The organism is Streptomyces sp. BBFR102 (assembly GCF_051397025.1).
In the GTDB taxonomy this organism is placed as follows: Bacteria; Actinomycetota; Actinomycetes; order Streptomycetales; family Streptomycetaceae; genus Streptomyces.
Genome location: NZ_CP195757.1, coordinates 249,165 through 265,577 on the forward strand (window position 1 = coordinate 249,165; position 16,413 = coordinate 265,577).

Below are 16,413 nucleotides of genomic sequence, written 5' to 3' on the forward strand. Positions count from 1 at the left end.
CAGGAGCGGGAGACTGAAGACGGGCGGGGGCCCACCGCCGGAAGCGGGTGGCCGCCCGCACGGACGGGACGACTCGCGGCCTCGTGCACTCCACCCGCGGTGGACGCGACGGCCTCCGTGAACGACTCACGGGGCCCGCCCACCGGCAAGCCGCTCGGCAGAGATGCCGGCTGACAGGAGCCGTCTCGGCTCCGGGAGCCGATCGCATGAACCACCTCACGCTGTCCCTCCTGCTGTGCCTGGCCTGCGCGATCGCCTACGCGGCCGGGGCGATCGCGCAGGAACGCGTGGCGGGCGACCAGGGCCCGGCGTTCGTCCCCTGGCGGCGCCCGGCCTGGTGGGGCGCGGTGGCGCTGAACGGCGCCGGTGCCTTCCTGCACGTCCTGGCGCTCGCCTACGGACCACTCACGCTGGTGCAGCCGCTGGGGGCGCTGACCATCGTCTTCGCGTTGCCGATGGCGGCTCTGCTGGTCGGGCGCCGGGCCGGGCCCACCGCGTGGCGGGGCGCGCTGATGGCCACGGCGGGGCTGGCCGGGCTGCTGGCGCTCACCGGCTCCCCGGGGACCGGCGGCCCGGACGCCACCGAGCGGACGGTGCTGGTGGTGGTCACCGGCACGGTGGTGGTGGTGCTGGCCGGGGCCGCGCTGGCGGCGCACCGGCACCCGGCGGTACGGGGCGGACTGCTGGCGGCGGCGGGCGGCGTGGCCTTCGGCATCGCCTCGGTCTTCACCAAGATCGTCACGCAGGCGCTGGACGAGTGGGGTGTCCTCGGGCAGCTCCCCGATCTCGCGGTGGTGGCGGTCCTGGCCACCGGCGGCCTGCTCCTCTCCCAGGCGTCCTACCGGGGCGCGGGCCTGGCCGCGCCGCTGGCCACGGTGACGGTGGTCAATCCGGTGGCCGCGGCGGCGGTGGGCCTGGCGCTCTTCGGCGAGGGGTTCCGATACGGCACGGGCGGCGCTGTCCTGGCCCTGAGCTGCGGGATCGTCGCGGCCGGCGGCGTGATCCTGCTCACCACGGAACGCATGCGGGACCGCCTGGCCACCGGCGCGCCCGTCGAGGGGGACCAGGACTCCCCCGGCCCGGGCGCGGCTTCCGGTCGGCCACAGGCGCGGCACCGCTGAACCGGACCGGAGGGCCGGGTGCGTCACACGGTGACGCCGCCTCCCCTGAGGTAGGCGAGCGGGTCGACGTCGCTGCCGAAGCCGGGACCGGTCCGCACCTCGAAGTGCAGGTGGGGGCCGGTGCTGTTGCCGGTCGAGCCGGAGCGGGCGATCCGCTGCCCGGCCTGCACGCTCTGCCCGCTCCGGACGGTGAGCGCGGAGAGGTGGGCGTACTGCGAGTACTTGCCGTCGGCGTGCTTGATGACGACCTGGTAGCCGTAGGACCCGCCCCAGCCGGCCGAGACGACGGTGCCCGAGGCGGCGGCTTTGACGCTGGTGCCGGTGGGGACGGGGAAGTCGACCCCGGTGTGGTACCCCTTCGACCAGGAGGAACCGGAGGCGCGGTACGGAGTGCTCGGCCCCGCGTCCACCGGAGAGCTGAGCTTGGCGGTGGCCGGCGCGGAGACCTTCTTGGCCTGCTCGGCCTTCTTGGCCTTCTCGGCCTTCTTCGCCTCGGCCGCCTCCTTGGCCTCCGCGGCCTGGGCCGCCGCCTTCTGGGCTGCCTTCTCGGCCGCCTGCTCGCCGGTGGGTTCCGGCCCTGTCCGGTCCTTGGCCCTGGGCGCGGGTCGGTCCGTGGGCCCGGTGGTGGCGCCGGGCTTCAGCCGGAGGCGCTGGCCCGGGACGATCAGGTCGGGGTCGGTGCCGACCTGCTCGCGGTTGGCCTGGTAGAGCCGCTGCCAGCCGCCCTTGACCCGCTGTTCCTCGGCGATCCGGGAGAGCGTGTCCCCGCGGACCACGGTGTACATCTCGGCGGTGCCCGCCTTGGACTGCGGGGTGGTGGTGGGCGTCACCGCCGGGGCCTTGGCGGGCTGGGGTGCGCCGGTCGCCTCCGGTGCCGCCGGGGCCGGGCCACCCCGGGTCAGTCCGGCCTTCTGGGAGCAGGCGGGCCAGGCGCCGGGCCCCTGGCTGTCCAGCACCTTCTCGGCGACCGCGATCTGCTGGTCCTTGGTGGCGAGGTCGGCGCGGCCCGCGTAGGCGCCGCCGCCGTAGGCCTCCCAGGTCGACTGCTTGAACTGGAGGCCGCCGTAGTAGCCGTTGCCGGTGTTGACGCTCCAGTCGCCGGAGGACTCGCAGGCGGCGACCTTGGCCCAGGTGTCGGCGGAAGCGGCATCGGCGGTACCGGCCGCGACCAGGGGTAAGGCCAGTCCCGCCCCGCCCGCCGTGACGGTGAGTGACGCGCGGTTGATTCTGCTCTGCTGCCGGCGCCGGTGACGTCCGCGTACGGCCATGACAGGCCCCCCTTGACTCTCCGCGCCCGGGGCGCGCCCCGGCCGGGCGTGATGTGAGGACCCGAACGTAATGGGGGCGAACGCTCCGTGACAAGGGGGCGCACGACGGGCGCACGTGGCACCGGGTCCGCACGGGGCGGCCGGATGCGGGGGTGGCGGGTCGCGGACGGGCGCGCGGACCAGCGGCCACGCGCCGCTGCCGAACGTTCCCAGCATTGCCTCTCCAGGGGTGAGGACGGCTCTGGGCCGGATCGACTGGTCACCGCGGCGATCGCCTGACCGACCGGGCCGTCAGCCCTCGCCCGGTCGCTTCCCGGACCGGACGGCCCACCCGGCCCGTCGCCTGTTGCGGAGACACTCCCAGATGCTCCCTCACCAGCTTCAGGACACTGTCGAAGTGGTCCACGAGATAGAAGTGGCCGCCGTCGAAGAGGTGGCGGCAGAACCGGTCTGTGGTGGTCTCGTGCCAGGGGGTCATCAGCGCCGCGTCGGCCGAGGGGTCTTTGGTGCCCCACATTGCGGTGACCGGGAGGGGCAACGCGTAGCTGTCGCGTCCGGGGATGTAGGTGTCGACCAGGTGAAAGTCGGCGCGGAGCACGGGCAGGTAGAGCTCGCGGATCGCCCGGTCGTCGAAGAGGGACATGGGGGTGCCGCCGAGACCGCGCAGGTGGGAGAGGATTTCGTCGTCGGTGCGCAGGGGGACCGGCCTGGTCGGCGGGGTGACGGTGGCGGGGGCCCTGCGGCTGGAGACGAACAGGGCTGACAACTCGACGTCCGTGAGGGCCAGTGCCGTCTCATAGGCGATGATCGCGCCCATGCTGTGGCCGAACAGCGCGAGCGGACGGCTGTCGCCCCGGGTGACGGTGGCCCGCAGGGCGTCGCTCACTTCTGCAGCGACGGCTCGGGCATCCGGTACGGGAGATTCACCGATGCGCTGCTCCCGCCCCGCGTACTGCACGAACGACACTTCGATGCCGGCGTCGGCCGCCCCGCTCCAGCCGCGGTAGAAGGACGGGCCTCCTCCCGCGTGCGGAAAGACGAGGAGCCGGTGTGCGGCCTGCGGACGAGGCAGCGGGCTCAGGAGGACCGGACCACGGTTCATCGCAGGCGCTCCCGGCCCGAGCCGGAGACCATCGCGTACGGGTCTGCGGCAATGGCCTGCAGGGCCTGCAGGACAAGGCGGCCCAGACGGGCTCCGGTCCCTGCGTACGGGCTGTCGGCGCAGAGGGTGACGGCGAGGGCGCGGCGGCCGGTGTGCGGGGTTCGGGTGATCTCGACCATGAGCGGGAAGCTGTGCCGGTCGGAGAACCACCAGTCGCGGGGGCGGACCGTGCGCAGCGCGGCGAGGTCGTCGAAGGTGTGGAAGTCGGTGTAGTTGAAGGCGACGTTGAAGAGCGTGGTGCCGCGGCCGGTGAGCTGTTGCAGGGCGGCGAGGGGGTAGCGCCGGTGGGGCTGGCGTGCGCGTTCGGCGTCGAAGGCGGCGCCGGCCAGTTCGGCCCAGGTGCCGCGCGCGGTGAGGTGGAGCGGCACCATGTTCAGGAACAGGCCCAGGGCGCGGTCAGAACCGGGCTCTTCCAGGCGTCCGTTGACCTGGACGGCCGTCACTGCGCGGTCGGATGCCGTGAGTTCGGCGAGGGCCCGGGCGTGGGCGGCGAGGAAGAGGCTCTTGACCGGCAAGCCGAGGCGGGCCGCCGTTTCGTCGAGGGCGGCGTCCAGGTCCTCGGGCAGCGGCGTGTGGAAGGCGAACTCGTCCTCGGCGGCGCCGTCGGGGTCCAGCGGGAGTTCGGGGGGCACGCCTTCGTGCCTCAGCAGCCTCTCCCACCAGGCGCGGGCGGCCGGATCGGCCTGGGCCCGCTGTTCGGCGGCGACGAAGTCGCGGTAGTGGGCGCCGGGCGCGGGCGGCAGGGCGGGCCCGGCGGCGCCGGGACGCAGTCCACCCTCGTAGGCGAGGAGGAGTTCGGTGGTGAGCAGGGCAAGGCTCCAGCCGTCGAGGATCGCGTGGTGCACGGCGAGGGAGAGCTGGAAGCCGTCGGGGTCGGTGCGCAGTACGTGGCAGCGCACCAGTGGGGCCTGCTCGGTGTCGAAGGGCTCCCGCTTGTCGCGGTCCCACCAGGTGCGGAGCAGGTGCTCGTGGGTCTTGGCGTCCGGCCCCCCGATGTCGTGGTCCTCGACGGTCAGGGGAACCCGTGCGGTCTCGGCGACGAGTTGCATCGGCTCGCGGAAGGCGCCGAGACGGAAGGCGGTGCGCAGGACGGCGTGGCGTTCGGTCAGCGTGGCCAGGGCGCGTTCGAGGGCGGGGCGGTCGAAGGGGCCGTCGAGGCGGACGCTGATCAGGTCGTGGTAGAGGCCCGTGGTCTCGTCCTCGGCGAACTCGCACTCGTAGAGGATGCCGAGCTGCATCGCCGCTGTGGGGTAGGCGTCGACGGTGCCGGCGGGCAGCCGGGAGGGGTCGAGGTCGGCGAGGGTCGTCGAGCAGTCGGCCGGGGCGGGCGCGGGGGGCTCGTCCGGAGTGTCGGCGGCTGCGGCGAGGTCGGCCACGCTCGGGTGGAGGAAGATCTGCTCGACCGAGAGCGAGAGGCCGGCCTCTCGGGCGAGCGCCGCGACACGGACGGCGCGTAGCGAGTCACCGCCGAGCGCGAAGAAGTTGTCGTCGACTCCCAGGTCGGGCACGTCGAGGACCTGGCGCCAGACGGCGGCGAGGGTGTGCTCGGCGGAGGTACGGGGCTCGGTGGCCCTCGGCTGGGCCGAGGTGGCCTGGCGGGTCTCGGGGGCGGGCAGGCCCTCGCGGTCGAGCTTGCCGTTGCCGGTCAGCGGGAGCTCGGCGAGGGGGATGACGGCGGCCGGGAGCATGTGGGCGGGCAGCCGCACGCTCAACGCCGCGCGCAGCTGCGCCGGCCGCGGGTCCTCGTGGCCGGATGCGGGGACGACGTAGCCGACCAGGCGGGGTAGGCCGGGAGTGTCCTCGCGCAGGACACAGGCGGCGGCGCGCACGCCGGGCTGGTCGAGCAGGGCCCGTTCGATCTCGCCGAGCTCGATACGGAAGCCGTTCAGTTTGACCTGGTGGTCGATGCGGCCGCGATATTCGAGTTCGCCGTCCTCCCGGCGCACCGCGAGGTCGCCGGAACGGTACAGGCGCTCGCCCGAGGCGCCGAACGGGTCGGGTACGAAGCGCTGTTCGGTGAGCTCGGGGCGGTTGAGGTAGCCGCGCGCGACGCCGGGGCCGCCCACGTACATCTCGCCTTCGGTGCCGTCCGGGACTTCGTTCATGTCCGCGTCCAGGACATGGACGCGCAGGTCGGGAAGGGGGCGGCCGATGGGGCTGAGCGAGCCGGAGAGGTCGGCGAGGGCGCGCGGGGAGGGTCAGGCCCGTGTGGACGCCCCCGGCCGGGCGCGCGGCGCCGGCCACACACGCTCACACGCTCGAACCTCGCTGCGCAGGGTTCGGGCGGGAGGTGCCCCCACGACACCGCGCGCCGCTCCGGGCCCGGGGCGTGGCGCAGGCTCTCAGACCGCCTGGCCGACCGGGCGGACGACGACGGAGTTGATGTCGACGCCGGAGGGCTGGCCCACGGCCCACACCACCGAGTCGGCGATCTGGTCGGCGGTGAGGTTGATGCCGTCCTGGGGTGCGCCGCCCCCGGCGTCCCAGAAGGCGGTCTCCACCCGTCCCGGGGCCACCAGGGTGACGCCGACGCCGTCGGCGGTGACCATGCGGCGGGTGTTCTCGGCGAGGCCGGTGACCGCCCACTTGGTGGCGCCGTAGATGTTGCCGGGCGTGTAGACGACTCCGGCGACGCTGCCGATCAGCACGATCCGGCCGCGCGTCTCCTTGAGCGCGGGCAGGGCGTAGTGGACCAGCAGGGCCGGGCCGAGCACGTTGGTGAGGACCATGTCGCGCCACCCGGCCGGATCGCCGTCGGCGAGCGAGTCGTGCGTGGCGTACCCGGCGTTGGCGACGACGGTGTCGATGCGGCCGTAGGCGTCCAGGACGGCCCGCACAGCGGCCTCGACGCAGGTGTGGTCGCCGGCGTCGCCGGGGAGCGTGAGGAGGGTGCCGGGCTTGGCGTCGGTCTCCTCGGCGAAGCACCGCAGCCGTTCGCCGCTGCGGCCGGTGACGGCGACGCGGTGCCCCTGGGCGAGAAGCTTGCGGGCGGTGGCCGCGCCGATGCCGCTGGAGCCGCCGGTGATCAGGGCTACGGGGGCGGTGGTCTCGTCGGTCATGAAGTGGTGCTCCTGCTCTACGAGTTCCGAGGTACGGCGCTTGGCCTGTGGACGGCATTCAACCGCACGTCAGGCAGTGTTCGCGCGCGGTCGCTTGCCCGCGATCCGGACGGGGAGCCGCTCCATGCCCCGGCTGATGGAACTGTCCGCGACCCAGGACAGCGTCCCAGGCGACACGGCGCATTCGAGGTGCGGGACACGGCGCAGCAGGGTCTCGAAGGCGATACGTCCTTCGAGGCGGGCCAGCGGCGCCCCGGCGTAGAAGTGCGGTCCGTGCCCGAAGGTCATATGACGGTTGGGCGAGCGGGTGACGTCGAAGCGGTCGGGGTCGTCGAAGACGGCGGGGTCGCGATTGGCGGCGGAGACCGACAGGTGGACGAAGCTGCCTTCGGGCACGGCGTGTCCGCCGAGAGTGAGGTCGCGGGCGGCGGTGCGCAGGGTGCCGCGGTCGACCGAGCCCTCGTAGCGCAGGAACTCCTCGATCGCGGAGTCGGTGAACTCGGGCTTTGTGCGCAGAAGTTCGAGCTGCTCGGGGTGACGGAGCAGGGCCCAGACGCCGTTGCCGATGAGGTTGGCGGTGGTCTTGTGGCCGGCGATGACGAGGAAGATGGCGGTCGAGACGAGTTCCTCGTCGGTGAACATGTCGTCCTCGTCGGCGGCGCGCACCAGGTCGCCGAGGAGGTCCTCCTGCGGCCGGGCGCGGCGCTGGGCGAGCACGTCGGTGAAGTACTCCTCGACCTGGTCGTTGACGCGCTTGCGCTCCAGAGCGGCCTCGCCCTCCTGGCTCGGGTCCTGGCTGAGCACCCGTCCCCAGTCCAGGAAGCGGTCCCGGTCGGCGTAGGGGACTCCGAGGAAGGCGCAGATCACCATCATCGGCAGCGGAAGCGCGAACGCATCCAGGAGGTCGAACTCGCCGGTCTCGGGGAAGGCGTCGATGAGGTCGTCGGTGATCTCTTGGACGCGCGGGCGCAGCAGTTCCATGCGGCGGGGCAGGAACGCCCGGCTGACGAGCTTGCGCAGCCGGGTGTGCTCGGGCGGGTCGGCGAGGAGCATGTTGCTGGCGAGTACGGAGCTGCTCCGCACGGTCTGCTCACGGAACCAGGCCGGTGCCGCCTTCAGGGTCTTGGAGATGCCCGGGTCGCCGAAGGCCCGCATGACGCTCGCGTGGTCGACGACGACGTAGGCGTGCTCGGCGGAGCCCGCCGGGAAGTCGATGGGGTGGACGGGGCCGCGCTCGCGCAGCCGCGCGGCCGCGGCGTGCGGGTCAAAGCCGGGGCAGGTGACGTACTGGGTCGGAACGACGGGCTCGTCACCCGAGAACGGGCATCGGGACTCTTCGGGACGGACGGGCACTACTCACTCCTCGGTCAGGGCGGCACACGTGCCTGGGGCGGAAGTCGGCGGGCGGCCGAGGCGGTACGTCAGGGGGCCGGATCGGGCCGGGACCCGGTGTCGGACGCGTCCGGCGCGGGCTCCTTCTCCTCCCTCTCCGCGAGTGCCTCGGGGGCGGGCAGCCGCCGAATCCGGCGTGTCAGGGTGGGCAGCGCGGCCAGGGTCGACACGACACCCATGAAGGCGAACACCCAGGGGGCGCCGCCGGCGTCGAAGGTGGTGCCGATCGCGAGGATGCCGAGCGGCTGGGCGCCGTACGACAGGAAGGTGACGGCGCCCATGACGCGGCCTTGCATCCGGTCGGGTACGAGCACGGCGACGTAGGCGAAGAACAGGGCGTTCACGATCGGGCCGCGCAGGAAGACGAGGGCGAGCACGACGCCGAGGGAGATCACTCCGGGCACGGTCATCAGGAGGACGGCCGCGACAGGGCCGATCCACGCCGCCGCGAGGAACAGGGTGGCGGGCTTGAGCCGTTTCAGGGCCCAGGTCGCCAGCACCGCGCCGACCAGCCCGCCGACTCCGGCAATACTGAGCATCAGACTGATCGAGGCTTCGGAGGCGCCCCGGTCCTTACCGGTGGCGATCAGTGCGAGGAAGGCGCCGGTGTGGTTGAACGCCATGTTGGAGCCCATGATCCACACGATCCAGATGAGCAGGACCGGTGTGCGCTTGATGAACCGGAAGCCCTCTCTGGCCTTTCCACGCTCGCCGTCCGCGACGGGCGCGGCCTGGAGCGGCCTGCGCACGAAGAGCAGGGCGACGGCGGCCGCCGCGAAGGCCAGGCCCGTCGCGACGAACGGCAGGGAGCGCGCCACTCCGAACAGCGAGCTGCCCAGCGGGGCGCCCGCGACGGTGGCGCCCAGCGGCCGGATCTGGTTCTGCGCGGTGGCCTTCGTCAGCTGCGAGGGCGGGACGACCTGTTTGATGGCGGCGAGTGCGGGCGGCTCGGACAGGCCCAGACACAGGGCCGAGAGCCCGACGAGAGCGAAGACGGCGGGGACGCTCGCGTGGCCGCTGACGACCAGCAGGCTGAACAGGCCGAGCAGGACGGCGCGTCCGGCATCGCACAAGATCATCAGCCGGCGCCGGTCCATGCGGTCGGCGAGTGCGGCGCCCCAGATCGAGGTGGCGCCGGCCACGAGGAGCTGCACGGCGCCGACGGCGCCCGCGTAGGCGGCTTTGCCGGTGACGGCAAGGATCAGCAGCGGGTAGGCGACTTCGACGGACTCCTTGCCGATGGACGCGAGGAAGCGGCTGATCCACAGGGCCTGGAAGTCGCGGTTGCGGATCAGTGGCACATCCGCGTCGGGTGCGCTGTTCGCGGCGGCCGACCGGCCGGGCACGGTCTTTTCGGGTGGGTTCACGGGCGGGGCTCGCCATCTGTGCCGTCGGTGTGTACGTGGAGGGCGATCGCCCGGTCCGCCTCGCGGGCGACGGCGCCGACCTGGGGTGCGGTCAGCATCGACCAGTGGTCACCGGGAACGGGTCTGATCTCTGTGGACGTGTGCAGGGGGGCGAGCGCCCGCCGTATCCGAACGGCGTCGGCGGGACGCGCGGACGCCGTGAGGACGACGGCGGGGCAGGGCACCGGCCGCGGCCGGTGGCGCAGCAGCGCGCGGATTCGGGAGAGGAAGACACGGCGCAGGCGAGGGGCCCGGGCCAGTTTCGCGCCGAACGCGCCACGGCCCAGCAGCACGTCGGCCTGCAAACGTAGTTGGGCGGCGAGGAAGGCCAGGTCGGTGGCGACGGGCCGCCCCTTGCGGTCGGGCGCGTACCCGTCCAGGCACAGCAGCACGTCCACCCGCTCCCCCGCATCGGTGAGCTGACGGGCGGCCTCCTGGGCGACGGCGGCGCCGAAGGACCAGCCACCGAGTGTGTAGTGCCGGTCCTCCAGGGCGTCGAGGACGCCGTCGCGCACCGCTTCGAGGAACTCGCCGACCGTCGTGTCGGCGCCGCAGCGGGAGGGCACCACCACGGTGTTGAGGCAGGGCCCGACGACCCGTGCGAACGCGTCGCCTTCCCGGGTGTCGACGGGGAAGCCGAAGGTCAGCCGGGGGGCACCGGTCGCGTGGTGCAGCAGTGCGGCGAGCGCGGCGGAGGCCACCATGAACCAGGACATGCCCAGGCGTTCCTGAAGGGGCCGGATGCTCTGGAGGAGGCCGTCGGGGAGCGTGAGCGGCACCGTGCCGTGGGGTTCGGGCACGGCGGGCGCGGCCAGGCCGAGCCGGCTGGGGGCGTCGCGAAGTGTGTCGGTCCAGCGGGCGAGGGCCTCGGGGGCGGGCCGTTCGGTGGGGCGGCCAGCTCACGGAAGTGCGGTCCGGGCGCGCCGGCACCGCTCCCGCCGGACGCGTACTCGTCGCGCAGGTCCTCCAGAAGAATCGGCAACGATCCCGCGTCGAACACGAGGTGATGCACCGTCAGTGTCAGGATCTGCCCGTCGGGACCATCGATCAGCCCGGCGCGCAGCAACGGCCCCGCCTCCACGTCGAAGGGGTCGTCGGCGGCGGCCCGCAGCAAGGCCGCGAGCTGCTCCCGGTCATCGGCACGCAGGGTGCGGATCTCGGGCCGCCAGGGCCCGCCGACGAGCTGGCGCAGTTCGTCCGCGCGCCGGGTGAACGTGGTCCGCAGCGCCTCGTGCCGCGCCACCACCCGCTGCAGGGCCGCGGCGAGCGGGTCCGCGTCAAGGCGCCCGTCCACGCGCCAGGCGAACGGCACGTTGTAGAGGCCGGGTTGGGGATCGAGGTGCTCGGCGAGCCAGATCTGCTGCTGGAACGCGGTGGCCTCGCTCTCCTGAACCGTGGAGGCCTGCGAGGCGGCCGGGTTCGGCTCGCCGGGCTCCGCCTCGGCGTCGATGCGCGCCGCCAGGTCAGCGAGGACCGGCACGCGGAACAGGTCGCGCAGTCGCAGCCGCACCCCGAGCCGCTCGCGGACCCGGGCGACCAGTGTGACGCCGCGCAGCGAGTGACCGCCGAGATCCCAGAACGAGGCGTCCCGTGAGGTCACGGGAACCTCCAGCAGTTCCGACCACATCGCGGCCAGCGTCCGCTCGGTGGGGGTACGCAGATCCTCGGCCCGCGGTGCCGCACCGTCCGGTTCCGGTTGCCGGCTGAGGAGTTCGCGTATGCGGGCCCGGTCAGCCTTGCCGGTGGAGCCGATCGGCAGCTCGTCCAGGACCAGCCAGCGCGCCGGGATCATGTACGCCGGGAGCCGCTCGGCGAGGCGCGCGGACAGGACGCCGGGCAGATCGGCGCGGGCCACGTCGGCGCTCGCGTCGGGCAGGACGCAGCCCGCCAGATTGCTGTCGTCGGTCTTCTCGACGAAGGCGGCGTCGACGAGGCCGGTGGCCACGGCGGCCCGCTCAACCTCCTCCGGTTCGATGCGGAAGCCGCGCAACTTGACCTGCCGGTCGCGCCGGCCCAGCATCTCCAGCTCCCCGTCGGGCAGCAGACGCGCCAGGTCCCCGGTGCGGTAGAGGCGTTCGCCGGTGCCGGGCGCGGTGACGAACCGCTCGGCGGTCAGCTCCGCACGATGCAGATAGCCCAGGGCCACGCCCGGCCCGCCCAGGCACAGCTCTCCCGGCTCGCCGACCGGCGCCTGCCGCAGCTCGTCGTCGAGGACGTGGGCGGTGGTGCGCTGCAGCGGGCGGCCGATCGGAACGCGCTCGCGCCCGGCGAGGCTCGACTCGGTGCACAGGAACCAGGTGGCGAAGGCCGTCGCCTCGGTCGGCCCGTACCCGTTGACCAGGCGCCGCGGACCACCCGCCGAGAGCACCCGGCGCGCCGCGGCCAGGTCGAGCTGCTCGCCGCCGACGACGAGGGTCTCCAGGGAGGAGAAGGCCTCGGGCAGTTCCCAGGCGGCGGCGTGGAACAGCGAGGTGGTCAGGAACATCACGGCGATGCCCTGGTCGCGGACGAGCGCGACCCACTCGTCCAGGGCGAGGTCGGTGACGGTGGGCAGCGGCACCACGGTGCCGCCCGCGCAGAGCGTCGACCAGATCTCGCACGTCGTCACGTCGAAGGCCGGATTGCAGGTGCTCGCCACCCGGTCACCGGGCTCGATCGGGCAGTACTCGGCACCCTCCACCAGGCGCTCGACCGCGCGATGCGGTACGGCGACGCCCTTGGGCCGGCCCGTCGACCCTGACGTGTAGGTGACGTACAGCGGGTCCTCGTCGGACCGGGTGGCGAGCACCGGGGGCCGCCCGGAGTCGTCCCCGCCCGTCCGTACGCAGCACGGGAGTCGAGGCCGGCACCCGGGTGCGCTCGCCGGCCACCGCGGCGACCGCACCCGACTCGGCGAGCAGCGCGGCGACCCGCTCGGGCGGTGCCTGCGGGTCGAGCGGCAGATACGCGGCGCCGGCACGGGCGACACCGAGGAACGCCACCACGAGGTCCGCGGACCGGGGCAGGTCCACGGCCACCAGGTCACCGGGCCGCACGCCGCTGCCGGCGAGCGCGGCGGCGAGCCGCCCGGAGCGCTGCCACAGCTGCGCGTACGTCAGACGCGCGCCGGTCACCGGGTCGTGCACGGCGGGCTGGGTGGGCCGCCGGCGTACCCAGCGCTCCAGCAGGGCCGGCACGCCGGAACTCTCGGCGAGCCGGGCTCGGTCGATCTTGCCGTTCGTGGTGAGCGGCAGGCGCGGCAGCATCACGACGTCGTCGGGCACCAGATAGGTCGGCAGCTCGTCCTGGAGGGCCCGGCGCAGTGCCACACCGTCGACGCCCGCTCCGTCCGCCGCACCCTCTGCCAGGACGACGTAGGCCGTCATCCGGCCGCCGCCGTCACCGTCCTTGTCGACGACGACCGACGCCTGGGCGACGCGGGGCTGCCGCGTCAGTGCCGCCTCCGTCTCCCCCGGCTCGATACGGAAACCGTTGACCTTGACCTGACGGTCCGCGCGCCCCACGTATCTCAGATCGCCGGCCGCGTCCTCGCGGGCCAGGTCGCCGGTGGCGTACATCCGCTCCCCCCGCACGCCGAAGGGGTCGGGCAGGAAGCGCTCCCCGGTCAGTACCTCGTTGCCCTCGTAACCGGCCGCGACGTGCGCCCCGGCCACGTACAGCTGCCCGGTCTCCCCGTCCGCCACCGGCCGCAGTTCCGCGTCGAGGAGGTACACGCGCGTGTGGTCCATAGGGCGGCCGATGGGTACGTCCCCGTCGACCGGCGGCCCGGGGTGGATGCGGTGGCGCGTGGCGAACGTGGTCGTCTCCGTCGGGCCGTAGCCGTTGTGGAGGGTGGTCCCCGGGTCACGCCTCGACGACACGGCGCACCGCGTGCGCCGGAACCACGTCACCACCCACCCACACCTCACGGGCGCCTTCCAGACAGCCCGGGTCGCCTGTGGCCAGTGCCCCGAACAGGCCCGCGGTGAGCCAGAGCGCCGTGACGCGGCCACCGCCCACCAGACGCCGCAGCAGCGGGGCGTTGATCTCCTCGGGGGCCACCACGACGCGGCCCCCGGACAACAGCGGCACCCAGATCTCGTAGGTGGACGCGTCGAAGGCATGGGGCGAGTGGAACAGCACCCGCTCGTGGGCACCACCGCGCCACACACGGTCGAGCGCGAGAGCGAGCACGTTGCGGTGCGTGACCCGCACGCCCCTGGGGACACCGGTGGTCCCGGAGGTGTGCATGACGTACAGCACGTCGTCGGCCCCGGGCGCTTCGGTCCCCGGCTCGTCGTACGGTGTCTCCACCGCCTCCGGCAGGCCGTCGGGCACACCGTCCTCGCCCACCGGCACGGTGCGCCGTCCCGCCGCCGCGGGGTGCTGCGCGCTGCGCGCGTCCACAACCAGCAGCGCGCAGCCGACGCTCTCAAGGATCTCCCCCAGCCGTGCTCCGGGAGAACGCACATCGAGCGGTACGTAGGCGGCGCCCGTCTTCGCCACGGCGAGCAGGGTTACCACCACGGCGGCGGACCGCTCGACCAGCACGCCGACCCGGCCCCCCGACGGGCACCCCCGGCGACGAGACGCCGGGCGAGACGTTCGGCACGGGCGTTCAACTCCGCGTAGGAAAGCTGGTGTTCTCCGTTCCACCCGTACTCGACGGCGACCGCGTCGGGGGTCTGCGCGACCTGCTTCTCGAAGACCTCGGTCAGACCGCCGTCCGGTATCGGTATCTCCGGCTCGTCGGTGTCCGTGAGCACACCAGCGCTCTCGTGCGCCCCGCTCAGCCTTTCCATGACAGCCTCTCCGTTCCGTGACCGCTGCGCCCGGCTACGGCCGCGCACACCGGATCGGCCCGCGGCGGCGCAAGCTGCTCGGGGCCTGGACATGGGGATCTGAGAACTCAGGCCTGCACGGCCCGGTGAGACAAGAAGAATGGAGAACGTCGAACCGGATGAAGCCGGAGTCGACATCGCGGTCGTGTCATGTCGGAGAAGGACCAGTCAAGGCACGGTCAGCCGCCTGCGAGTCTCCTGCGCGGACACCTTCGTCCAGCGCCGACCGGCAGACCTCCTGTTGGCTCCCCCATGTGCCCGCCCCCCCAGAGCATTCAAGATCGTGAACAGATTGCCAATCGATGAACCGGTGCTCGCAGAAACAAGGAGGACCGGGACTTCTGGCTGGAAGCTTCAGCGCGCCTGACGCGTGAGGGTGCTTCACCTGCCCTGACGTCCCCGGCGCCTTGTGTGTGACAGCTCCTGCGAGCCCCGCCTGTGGCTGATCCCCCTCCCTCGGACCACGCGGCGGACCGTCCGGTCCTCGAACGTGAGGGCAGCCAGCTGGCCCGGCCGGACGGCGTGTGGCGCTGAATGGCGAGTGCGGGTGCGGGCGCCCCGGACGCGGAGGGCCCCGCTGGCCTTCGTGAGCAGGGCTCTTGGCCAGGAGACGGTCGGGTGGGCAGGCGGACAGCCCGGCACCGGCGGGGTTCCCGGGTGCCGGGCGTCCGTGTGGCTCAGCGAGGGTCGGGTTCGGGCTCCGGCGGCGCCGGCGGGGGTTCGGGCAGTGGCCCGGGGTCACCGGGGCCGGGGCCGGGTCCGGGGAGCGGCCCGGGCCCGGGCGGGACCGGCTCGGGGCGGCCGGGGCCCGGCGGACGCGGCACGGGCTGGGGCCCGGGCGGCACCGGGTCGGGCCGGTCGGGCCCCGGCGGCACGGGCTGCGGGCTCGGCGGCGCCGGGGGGACGGGGTCGGGGTACGGGTGGGTCATCGTTGTCCTCCAGCCGGGGCGGCCGGGCGGGGGGTGCCCGCCGTACGGCCTGCGCCCGGAGCGGGCGTGGACGGGTGGCACCGGAAGGTTCCGGCTCCTGAATGTGTCCCACGGCTGCCCGTTTCCCGCGCGCCCACTCATCCGTTCGGGGGAACGGGCTCGCCGGTGGCGGCCAGCGCCGCGGCCGCGAACCCGGGGCCGGGGCTGGCGAAGACCGGCGCGGACGCGGGGAGCAGGGCGCGGGCCGGTGCCATGGACGCCTGGGCGAGCACCACGGCGTCGACGTCGGTGAGCGGAGTGAGGGCGGCGGCGACGGCCCGGTGGTAGCCGTCGGTGTCGCCGGCCTCGAAGAGGGCCCAGGCGCCGGGGATCAGGAGGGTGGTGATCCGGGGGCGGTGGCCCGCGCGGCGGGCGGCCTCGGTGACCAGGTCGGCGGTGGGGCCGAGGGTGGCGTCGAGGGCGGCGGCCACGGTGATCCGCCCGTCCCCGGCGCGGTCCGCCGCCGCTTCGGCCATCGGCCGGTCGACCCGCAGCACCGGGACGGGTGCGGGCACCGTCTCGGCGACCGCACCCAGGGTGGAACAGGTGCACAGGACGGCCCGGGCCCCGTCGTCCGCCGCCCGCCGCACCACCTCGGCGACCGCCTCGGCGACGGCGCCGGGCCCGTGGCGCCGGGCGTCGTCGAGCAGGTCCGGCGCGACGGTGTGGCGCAGGGCCAGACCGGGCCGCTGCCGGTCCCGCAGGGCGTCGAAGACCGGGATGTGCGCGGCTGAGGTGTGCAGCAGGGCGAGCATCCGCCGATCGTAGGGCCGGGCGGTCGGGGTTCACCAGAGCGAGGGGTCCTCCGCCACCTTGGCGCGGGCCGCCGCGAGCAGTTCCTCGGAGGCGGGCGCTGCCTGGTCGGGGTGGCGCTGGGCCCACTTGGCGACGTACGGGCAGAGCGGGGCGAGTCCGAGGCCCTCGCGGTCGGCCAGGGCGTAGAGCTCGGCGGCCAGGGCGGAGGTGATGCCGTGCCCCTCGTGGCCCGGGTCCACGAGGGTGTGGACCGGGGCCAGGGCAGCCTCGGGCGCCTCCAGGACGACGTACTGGATGTGCCCGATCACCTCGTCGTCGGCGACGGCGCGGAGCATGCCCGCCTTGCGGTCGTCGATCAGTTCGGGGAGGGGGCGCTCACCCGGGGTCTCGCTCATTGCTCGCTCCTTGGCCGGTCCGGCGGTTCCGGTCGCCACCGTACGTTCCGGGCGGCCGGGCGGCAC

At 73.9% G+C, this 16,413-nt stretch carries 12 protein-coding genes and 1 pseudogene; 1 reads left to right on the forward strand and 12 read right to left on the reverse strand.

The window, feature by feature from the left end:
* The first annotated feature begins 206 nt into the window (after window positions 1-206).
* Complete coding sequence (locus tag ACSLIC_RS01145) at window positions 207-1,121, forward strand: DMT family transporter (protein ID WP_436735795.1); 915 nt, start codon at window positions 207-209, stop codon at window positions 1,119-1,121.
* Window positions 1,122-1,144: 23 nt separating this feature from the next.
* On the opposite strand, the gene ACSLIC_RS01150 is transcribed toward ACSLIC_RS01145, so the two are convergent.
* The 12 genes and pseudogenes from ACSLIC_RS01150 to ACSLIC_RS01205 all read right to left on the reverse strand — a co-directional run bounded on the left by ACSLIC_RS01150 (window position 1,145) and on the right by ACSLIC_RS01205 (window position 16,347).
* Complete coding sequence (locus ACSLIC_RS01150) at window positions 1,145-2,389, reverse strand: peptidoglycan DD-metalloendopeptidase family protein (protein ID WP_436735796.1); 1,245 nt, start codon at window positions 2,387-2,389, stop codon at window positions 1,145-1,147.
* Window positions 2,390-2,648: 259 nt separating this feature from the next.
* Window positions 2,649-3,491: a thioesterase II family protein gene (locus tag ACSLIC_RS01155; protein WP_436735797.1), complete on the reverse strand. Its 843-nt coding sequence runs from the start codon at window positions 3,489-3,491 to the stop codon at window positions 2,649-2,651.
* Window positions 3,488-5,704 carry a condensation domain-containing protein gene (locus tag ACSLIC_RS01160; RefSeq protein WP_436740238.1) on the reverse strand — a complete coding sequence of 739 codons (2,217 nt, stop codon included), beginning with the start codon at window positions 5,702-5,704 and terminating at the stop codon, window positions 3,488-3,490. The genes ACSLIC_RS01155 and ACSLIC_RS01160 overlap by 4 nt, the downstream gene beginning before the upstream one ends.
* 189 nt (window positions 5,705-5,893) lie before the next feature.
* The gene (locus tag ACSLIC_RS01165; RefSeq protein WP_436735798.1) at window positions 5,894-6,610 is read right to left on the reverse strand and encodes an SDR family oxidoreductase; all 717 of its coding nucleotides are present in this window, start codon (window positions 6,608-6,610) and stop codon (window positions 5,894-5,896) included.
* Window positions 6,611-6,679: 69 nt separating this feature from the next.
* Window positions 6,680-7,963 carry a cytochrome P450 family protein gene (locus tag ACSLIC_RS01170; protein WP_436735799.1) on the reverse strand — a complete coding sequence of 428 codons (1,284 nt, stop codon included), beginning with the start codon at window positions 7,961-7,963 and terminating at the stop codon, window positions 6,680-6,682.
* 68 nt (window positions 7,964-8,031) lie between these two features.
* Entirely contained in the window at window positions 8,032-9,369 is a 1,338-nt protein-coding gene (locus ACSLIC_RS01175; protein ID WP_436735800.1) for an MFS transporter, read from the reverse strand.
* On the reverse strand, window positions 9,366-10,151 hold the full coding sequence (locus ACSLIC_RS01180) for an alpha/beta fold hydrolase (RefSeq protein WP_436740239.1): 786 nt from the start codon (window positions 10,149-10,151) through the stop codon (window positions 9,366-9,368). Before ACSLIC_RS01180 ends, ACSLIC_RS01175 begins: the two co-directional genes overlap by 4 nt.
* Entirely contained in the window at window positions 10,052-12,166 is a 2,115-nt protein-coding gene (locus ACSLIC_RS01185) for an AMP-binding protein (protein WP_436740240.1), read from the reverse strand. The genes ACSLIC_RS01180 and ACSLIC_RS01185 overlap by 100 nt, the downstream gene beginning before the upstream one ends.
* Window positions 12,051-13,268: an AMP-binding protein gene (locus ACSLIC_RS01190; protein WP_436735801.1), complete on the reverse strand. Its 1,218-nt coding sequence runs from the start codon at window positions 13,266-13,268 to the stop codon at window positions 12,051-12,053. Before ACSLIC_RS01190 ends, ACSLIC_RS01185 begins: the two co-directional genes overlap by 116 nt.
* Window positions 13,252-14,366: pseudogene (locus tag ACSLIC_RS01195) on the reverse strand (AMP-binding protein). The gene ACSLIC_RS01190 and the pseudogene ACSLIC_RS01195 overlap by 17 nt, the downstream one beginning before the upstream one ends.
* Window positions 14,367-15,294: 928 nt before the next feature.
* Window positions 15,295-15,951, reverse strand: a complete 657-nt coding sequence (locus tag ACSLIC_RS01200) for an arylsulfatase (protein ID WP_436735802.1) — start codon at window positions 15,949-15,951, stop codon at window positions 15,295-15,297.
* A 30-nt stretch (window positions 15,952-15,981) separates the two neighbouring features.
* Window positions 15,982-16,347, reverse strand: coding sequence for a GNAT family N-acetyltransferase (locus ACSLIC_RS01205; protein ID WP_436735803.1), 366 nt, complete (start codon window positions 16,345-16,347; stop codon window positions 15,982-15,984).
* Between the last annotated feature and the right edge of the window lie 66 nt (window positions 16,348-16,413).

Excerpts from the sequence above, each read along its gene's own strand:
- ACSLIC_RS01145 (WP_436735795.1), top strand. The coding sequence starts at position 207 with ATGAACCACCTCACGCTGTCCCTCCTGCTGTGCCTGGCCTGCGCGATC.
- ACSLIC_RS01150 (WP_436735796.1), bottom strand. The coding sequence starts at position 2,389 with ATGGCCGTACGCGGACGTCACCGGCGCCGGCAGCAGAGCAGAATCAAC.
- ACSLIC_RS01155 (WP_436735797.1), bottom strand. The coding sequence starts at position 3,491 with ATGAACCGTGGTCCGGTCCTCCTGAGCCCGCTGCCTCGTCCGCAGGCC.
- ACSLIC_RS01165 (WP_436735798.1), bottom strand. The coding sequence starts at position 6,610 with ATGACCGACGAGACCACCGCCCCCGTAGCCCTGATCACCGGCGGCTCC.
- ACSLIC_RS01200 (WP_436735802.1), bottom strand. The coding sequence starts at position 15,951 with ATGCTCGCCCTGCTGCACACCTCAGCCGCGCACATCCCGGTCTTCGAC.
- ACSLIC_RS01205 (WP_436735803.1), bottom strand. The coding sequence starts at position 16,347 with ATGAGCGAGACCCCGGGTGAGCGCCCCCTCCCCGAACTGATCGACGAC.